The sequence below is a fragment of the Pontibacter qinzhouensis genome (assembly GCF_008017455.1).
GTDB classification, from domain to species: Bacteria; Bacteroidota; Bacteroidia; order Cytophagales; family Hymenobacteraceae; genus Pontibacter; species Pontibacter qinzhouensis.
Map to the genome: position 1 here is coordinate 1 of NZ_VRTY01000176.1, position 5,898 is coordinate 5,898.

General features: G+C 48.4%; 5 protein-coding genes. 4 read left to right on the plus strand and 1 reads right to left on the minus strand.

Translation table 11 applies throughout. From position 1 onward, the window contains the following. The 4 genes from FVR03_RS24670 to FVR03_RS23585 form a co-directional block, all read left to right on the plus strand. On the plus strand, positions 1-265 hold a 265-nt coding region (locus tag FVR03_RS24670; protein ID WP_187270286.1), incomplete at its 5' end, for a hypothetical protein. A 31-nt stretch (positions 266-296) separates the two neighbouring features. Then, positions 297-524 carry a hypothetical protein gene (locus FVR03_RS23575; RefSeq protein WP_187270287.1) on the plus strand — a complete coding sequence of 76 codons (228 nt, stop codon included), beginning with the start codon at positions 297-299 and terminating at the stop codon, positions 522-524. A 52-nt stretch (positions 525-576) separates the two neighbouring features. Further along, positions 577-3,933, plus strand: coding sequence for an isoleucine--tRNA ligase (gene ileS, locus FVR03_RS23580; protein ID WP_147924233.1), 3,357 nt, complete (start codon positions 577-579; stop codon positions 3,931-3,933). A 99-nt stretch (positions 3,934-4,032) separates the two neighbouring features. Then, positions 4,033-4,665 carry a lipoprotein signal peptidase gene (locus FVR03_RS23585; RefSeq protein ID WP_147924234.1) on the plus strand — a complete coding sequence of 211 codons (633 nt, stop codon included), beginning with the start codon at positions 4,033-4,035 and terminating at the stop codon, positions 4,663-4,665. A 541-nt stretch (positions 4,666-5,206) separates the two neighbouring features. Here FVR03_RS23585 and FVR03_RS23590 read toward each other — a convergent pair. Next, positions 5,207-5,815: an HAD family hydrolase gene (locus FVR03_RS23590; RefSeq protein ID WP_147924235.1), complete on the minus strand. Its 609-nt coding sequence runs from the start codon at positions 5,813-5,815 to the stop codon at positions 5,207-5,209. Between the last annotated feature and the right edge of the window lie 83 nt (positions 5,816-5,898).

Consider the following 5,898-nt stretch of genomic DNA (forward strand, 5'->3'; position numbering starts at 1 on the left):
GAAATTCGTGCCCGACAGAATTTTTGAAGCATTTCCGCAGACCCAACCGCAACTCGACACACTGCTGCAGCGCGTAAAGGAGCAGCATTTCTACGATGGCCAGATTATAAACGAAAAAACCAGCGCTACCCTTTTAGCTATTACCGTTAATCCTGCTTTCCTTAACTCATTGCGGTGGGTAGAGGTAATAGCCACGAAGACAGCGACATCAAGCTTAATGGGTAAGCGGCTTCCAGGTGAGCAGAGCTATTACGACTACAATTAACGAGGCAGGCACAAGTAAGATCTATACTTCTATGATTCTGTTCTTTGGCTTTGTTATCTTTGCCTTTTCAGAGTTTGGAGGTACAAAAGCACTAGGTTTGCTCATGTCGCTCACCTTGAAGATTGCAATGTTAACAAACCTGATTATATTGCCTATCCTGCTCATGAGCTTCGACAGCGGCAGGTCTGTGCACGAGCCCGATGCCCTGATAAATGATTATGAGGAATATTATGAAGAGACAGGCAGTGAAGAAGAATAAGAGAAAGATATAGACGAGTTGCGTAAAGAGTTAGAACAAGAGAATCCTGATAATGGGAAAGTATAACGAATATAAAAATCTGAATTACGCCAAGCTTGGCGAAGAAGTACTCGATTTCTGGAAGACGAACAGCATCTTCGAAAAATCAGTAGCTACGCGAGAGGGTAACAAGCCGTTTGTGTTTTACGAAGGACCACCCTCCGCCAATGGTACGCCTGGCATCCACCACGTAATGGCGCGTGCTGTAAAAGATATTTTCTGCCGTTACAAAACCCTGAAAGGTTTTCAGGTAAACCGCAAAGGCGGCTGGGATACCCATGGTCTGCCCGTAGAGCTGCAGGTAGAGAAAGAGCTGGGTATCACCAAAGAAGACATCGGTAAGAAAATAACCGTTGAAGAATATAACCAGCGTTGCCGCGAAACGGTCATGCGCTTCAAACACCAATGGGACGACCTGACAGAGAAGATGGGCTACTGGGTAGACCTCGACAACCCGTACATCACCTTCGAGAGTGAGTATATAGAATCTTGCTGGGCCCTGCTGAAGCGCCTTTACGATAAAGGGTACTTGTACAAAGGCTACACGATCCAGCCTTACTCACCAGGTGCAGGTACTGGGCTAAGTTCGCATGAGTTAAACCAACCGGGCTGCTACAAAATGGTGAAAGATACCACCATTGTAGCGCAGTTCGAGGTAAAGCGTATAACGCGTAACATGTTCCTTTTTGAGCAAGAGGAGGAAAGAGTATACTTCCTTGCCTGGACCACTACCCCCTGGACCTTGCCATCTAACACGGCGCTGGCTGTAGGCAAAGGCATCAAGTACGTGAAGGTAAGAACCTACAACCCCTACACGTACGAGCCGATCTCTGTTATTCTGGCCAAAGACCTGGTAAGCCGCTTCTTCAATCCGAAAGCAGCAGACCTGGCCCTGGCAGATTATAGCTCCGGCGATAAGCTGATACCTTTTAAAATAGTAGAGGAGTTTACAGGCGCTGACCTGGCTGGTACAGAGTTTCACCAGCTCATGCCATACGTGCAGCCCGAAAAGCCGGCTTTCAGAGTAGTAGTAGGCGATTTCGTAACCACAGAAGATGGTACCGGTATCGTGCACATAGCCCCAACCTTTGGTGCAGACGACTTTAGAGTAGCTGCTCAGAACGATATACCGGCGCTGCTGGTAACCGATGAGAACGGTAAACCGATGCCGCTGGTAGACAAGCAAGGCCGCTTCGTAAATGAAGTGACCGACTTCGCCGGCATGTACGTGAAAAACTACACTGGTGAAGACGAGACAGCGGCTGACTATAAACCAACCGATGTTAAAATAGCCATCAAGCTAAAAGAAGAGGGCAAAGCCTTTAAGGTTGAGAAATACGAGCACACCTACCCGCACTGCTGGCGCACTGATAAACCCGTATTATATTATCCGCTGGATAGCTGGTTCATCAAAACTACTGCCGTAAAAGACCGACTGATCGAGCTGAACAAAACTATCAATTGGAAACCGGAGTCTACCGGAACCGGTCGTTTTGGTAACTGGCTCGAGAACCTTGTAGATTGGAACCTTTCCCGTTCCCGCTACTGGGGCACACCGTTACCAATCTGGCGCACCGAAGATGGCGATGAGGAACTCTGCATCGGATCGCTGGAGCAGCTTAGAGCCGAGATGGATAAAGCTGTGGAAGCTGGTGTAATGGAAGCTCCGATAGAGCTGACAGACCTGCACCGTCCGTATGTGGATAATATCGTGCTGGTGAGTAAGTCAGGAAAGGTAATGCACAGAGAGACAGACCTTATCGATGTTTGGTTCGATTCTGGTGCCATGCCTTATGCACAGTGGCATTACCCGCTTGAGAACAGAAATATCTTTGAGCAGAACTTCCCGGCCGATTATATAGCAGAAGGTGTAGACCAGACACGAGGCTGGTTCTTTACGCTGCACGCGCTGGCCGTGATGCTGGAAGACAGCGTGGCTTACAAAAACGTAATCGCCAACGGACTGGTACTCGACAAGAACGGCAACAAGATGAGCAAGCGCCTCGGCAATGCCATCGATCCGTTTGAAATGATCGGCAAGTATGGCCCCGATGCCGTGCGCTGGTACATGATCGCGAACGCGCCACCTTGGGATAACCTGAAGTTCAATGCCGATGGCGTAGTAGAGACACAGCGTCGTTTCTTCGGAACATTGCAGAACACGTACTCCTTCTTCGCCCTCTACGCCAACCTCGACAACTTTGCCTATGCCGAGAAAAACGTACCGCTGGAGCGCAGAACTGAAAGCGACCGCTGGATTATCTCTAAGCTGAACACGCTGGTGCAGGAGGTAGATAGCTTCCTGGCTGATTACGATCCGACCAAAGCTGCCCGCGCCATACAGGATTTCGTGGTAGATGACCTGAGCAACTGGTATGTGCGCCTGAACCGCAAACGCTTCTGGAAAGGCGAGTACAACGAAGATAAAATAGCAGCTTATCAGACACTCTACACTTGCCTGGAAACCATCGCTAAACTGGCTTCGCCTATCGCGCCGTTCTACACTGAGCAGCTGTTCCGCGACCTGAACAGCGTGAGTGGCCGCAACAACGTGGAGTCTGTGCATATCGCAGATTTTCCGGAAGTAGCAGCAGGTGCTGTGGACAAAGACCTGGAAGAGCGTATGCAACTGGCACAAACCGTATCGTCGCTGGTGCACTCGCTGCGCAAGAAGCAGATGATAAAAGTGCGTCAGCCGTTGCAGCGCATCCTGGTGCCGGTTTTGAACCAGCACACCAGGCAGCAGATACAGGCGGTAGAAGACCTCATCATGAGCGAGGTGAACGTGAAGGCGGTAGAGTACATCGACGACACCTCCGGCATCCTCGTGAAAAAGATCAAGCCGAACTTCAAAAAGTTGGGGCAGGTGTTTGGTCCGAAAATGAAGCTGGTAGCTAATGCTGTGCAACAGATGAACCAGCAGGATATTGCTCAACTTGAACGTGAAGGAGGTTTCCAGGTAACGCTGAACAACGAGGAAACAGCCGTGCTGACACCGGAAGACGTAGAAATCTCTTCAGAAGATATACCAGGCTGGTTAGTGGCCAACGAAGGCAAACTGACCGTGGCGCTTGATATTACGATTACAGAAGAGTTGAAGCAGGAAGGAATAGCCCGCGACCTGGTAAACCGTATCCAGAACCTGCGCAAAGACTCCAACCTGGAGGTGCAGGACAAGATACACGTAACCGTGCAGCAGGGAGAGCCAGATGTAAATGCCTCGCTGCAGAACTACAGCGACTATATCTGTGCTGAAACGCAGGCCCTAAGCCTCAATTTTGTAGATGATCTGGCAGATGGCACGCTTTTAGATATCGATGATTACCAGGTTTACCTGAAAATCCGTACCGAGTCTAGCGTTATACTTTAAGTAGCAAAAGCAGCAGCGAGTGTACACTACGCTGCTGCTTTTATTTTGATAATTTTAACAGCTATACAACATCTGGCACTAGCTGTTTAACTGCTCTATATGAAATATTGGAAATATTACCTGGCAAGCTTACTGGTTATTCTCCTCGATCAGGCTGTAAAACTGATCGTGCATTATAACATGGAAATGGGCATGCCAGGCGAAATCAGGCTGATCGGTGATTGGCTGAAGCTGCACTATACGCTTAACCCGGGAATGGCCTTTGGTGTGGAACTAGGCTCCGAGTACGGTAAACTTATCCTGACATTATTCCGTTTAGTGGCGATGTTTGGTATTGGCTATTACCTGTACTACCTCATCAACAACAAAGCGCCGAAAGGGCTGGTCTGGTGCATCGCACTTATTCTGGGGGGTGCCATTGGTAACCTCATCGACAGTACCTTTTACGGTGTCTGGTTCGATAATGCACCCTATGGCTCGTCTACTCCCTGGTTTCATGGGCAGGTAATCGATATGTTTTATGTAGATATATGGGAAGGCATTATTCCGCATTGGGTGCCTATAATGGGCGGCAGACCTATGTCACTTTGGCCCATCTTCAACGTAGCCGATTCTGCCATATTTGTTGGTGTTTTGCTGATTCTGTTTAACCAGAAGCGCTTTTTCGCAGAGGAGGAGCAACCAAAGCGTAATGCCATTATCGTAGAAAAAGGCCAGCAGCAAGAGCTGTAATACAGAATGTTTTAAATGAAAAAGGAGCTGTTCCATCCATGGAACAGCTCCTTTTTCATTTTCATATTGGACTTGTCCCAGACCTCGCAGCAGCTACAGGGAACTATATTATTCGATATATTAACTGATGTTACGCACTAATGCGACCAGCATAAAAATATTATTCCCAGGCTACCTCGAAACAGTCGCTGTCGCCTCCACTAAGAATATCAAATTTCCAGTTCTTGGGTTGAGCGCCTTTGCAGGTTTCCGGTGCCGCAGGCAGCCTGAGCGCCAGCGAAGGCAGGAAAGATGCAGCAGCGCGATGCCCGAGAACGGGGCCCCGCGGCCGTGAGCGCTAAGACTTCTACAATGCAACAGTAAAGCCTAAGGGCGCCGGATGAAGCTGTTACCAAATGTATTAGGACTAACTTACAGGAGACTTCCTGATAAATGTGCGTAACATCATATATTAATTTACATTCTGTAGTTCCTGCTGCTTTTGCTCCCTAGCAGGCAAGACGCTCACATGTCTGGAAGACGCTGCGAGGTCTGTCACGATTTACAAAATTCCTCTCTTCTCCAATTCCTCCCGCAGTTGTTCCGGCGACTGAAAATGAATGGAGTCGAGGCCGATTTTTTCGGCTGCGTGAATATTGCGCAGGTTGTCATCAATAAAAATCGCTTCTTCTGGCTTTACCTGATAACGGTTCAGCAAGGTCTGGTAGAACGAAGGAAATGGCTTACGGTCTTTTTCATCGCCTGAAACCACAATGCCATCGAACCAGGTTAAAAACTCGAAACGTTCCTGCGCTATCGGGAATGTTTCGGACGACCAGTTGGTGAGGGCGTAGAACTTGAATTTATTCTGCGACTTCAGCTCTTCGAAAATCTTTACTGTACCGTCTATGGCACCACCGAGCATTTCTTCCCAACGGCCGTAAAAGGCCCTGATGTACTCTTCGTGCTCCGGGTACCGTGCCACCAGCAGCTCTGTTGCTTCTTGTAAAGACCGTCCGCCATCCTGTTCCTCGTTCCAGTCGGAGGTGCAGACATTTTCCAGAAAGTGCAGCATTGGAGCTTCCTCCTGAAATATAGTACGGTACAGGTAATGCGGATTCCAATCGATAAGTACAGCACCGAGATCAAATATAATGGTGGTAGTAGTCATAAGTTAAGTAAGTTAATTCAAGTTGCGATTATACACATCTGTTGATGGTGTAGGCAAAAATAAAAAGTACCAGCTTCAAGATA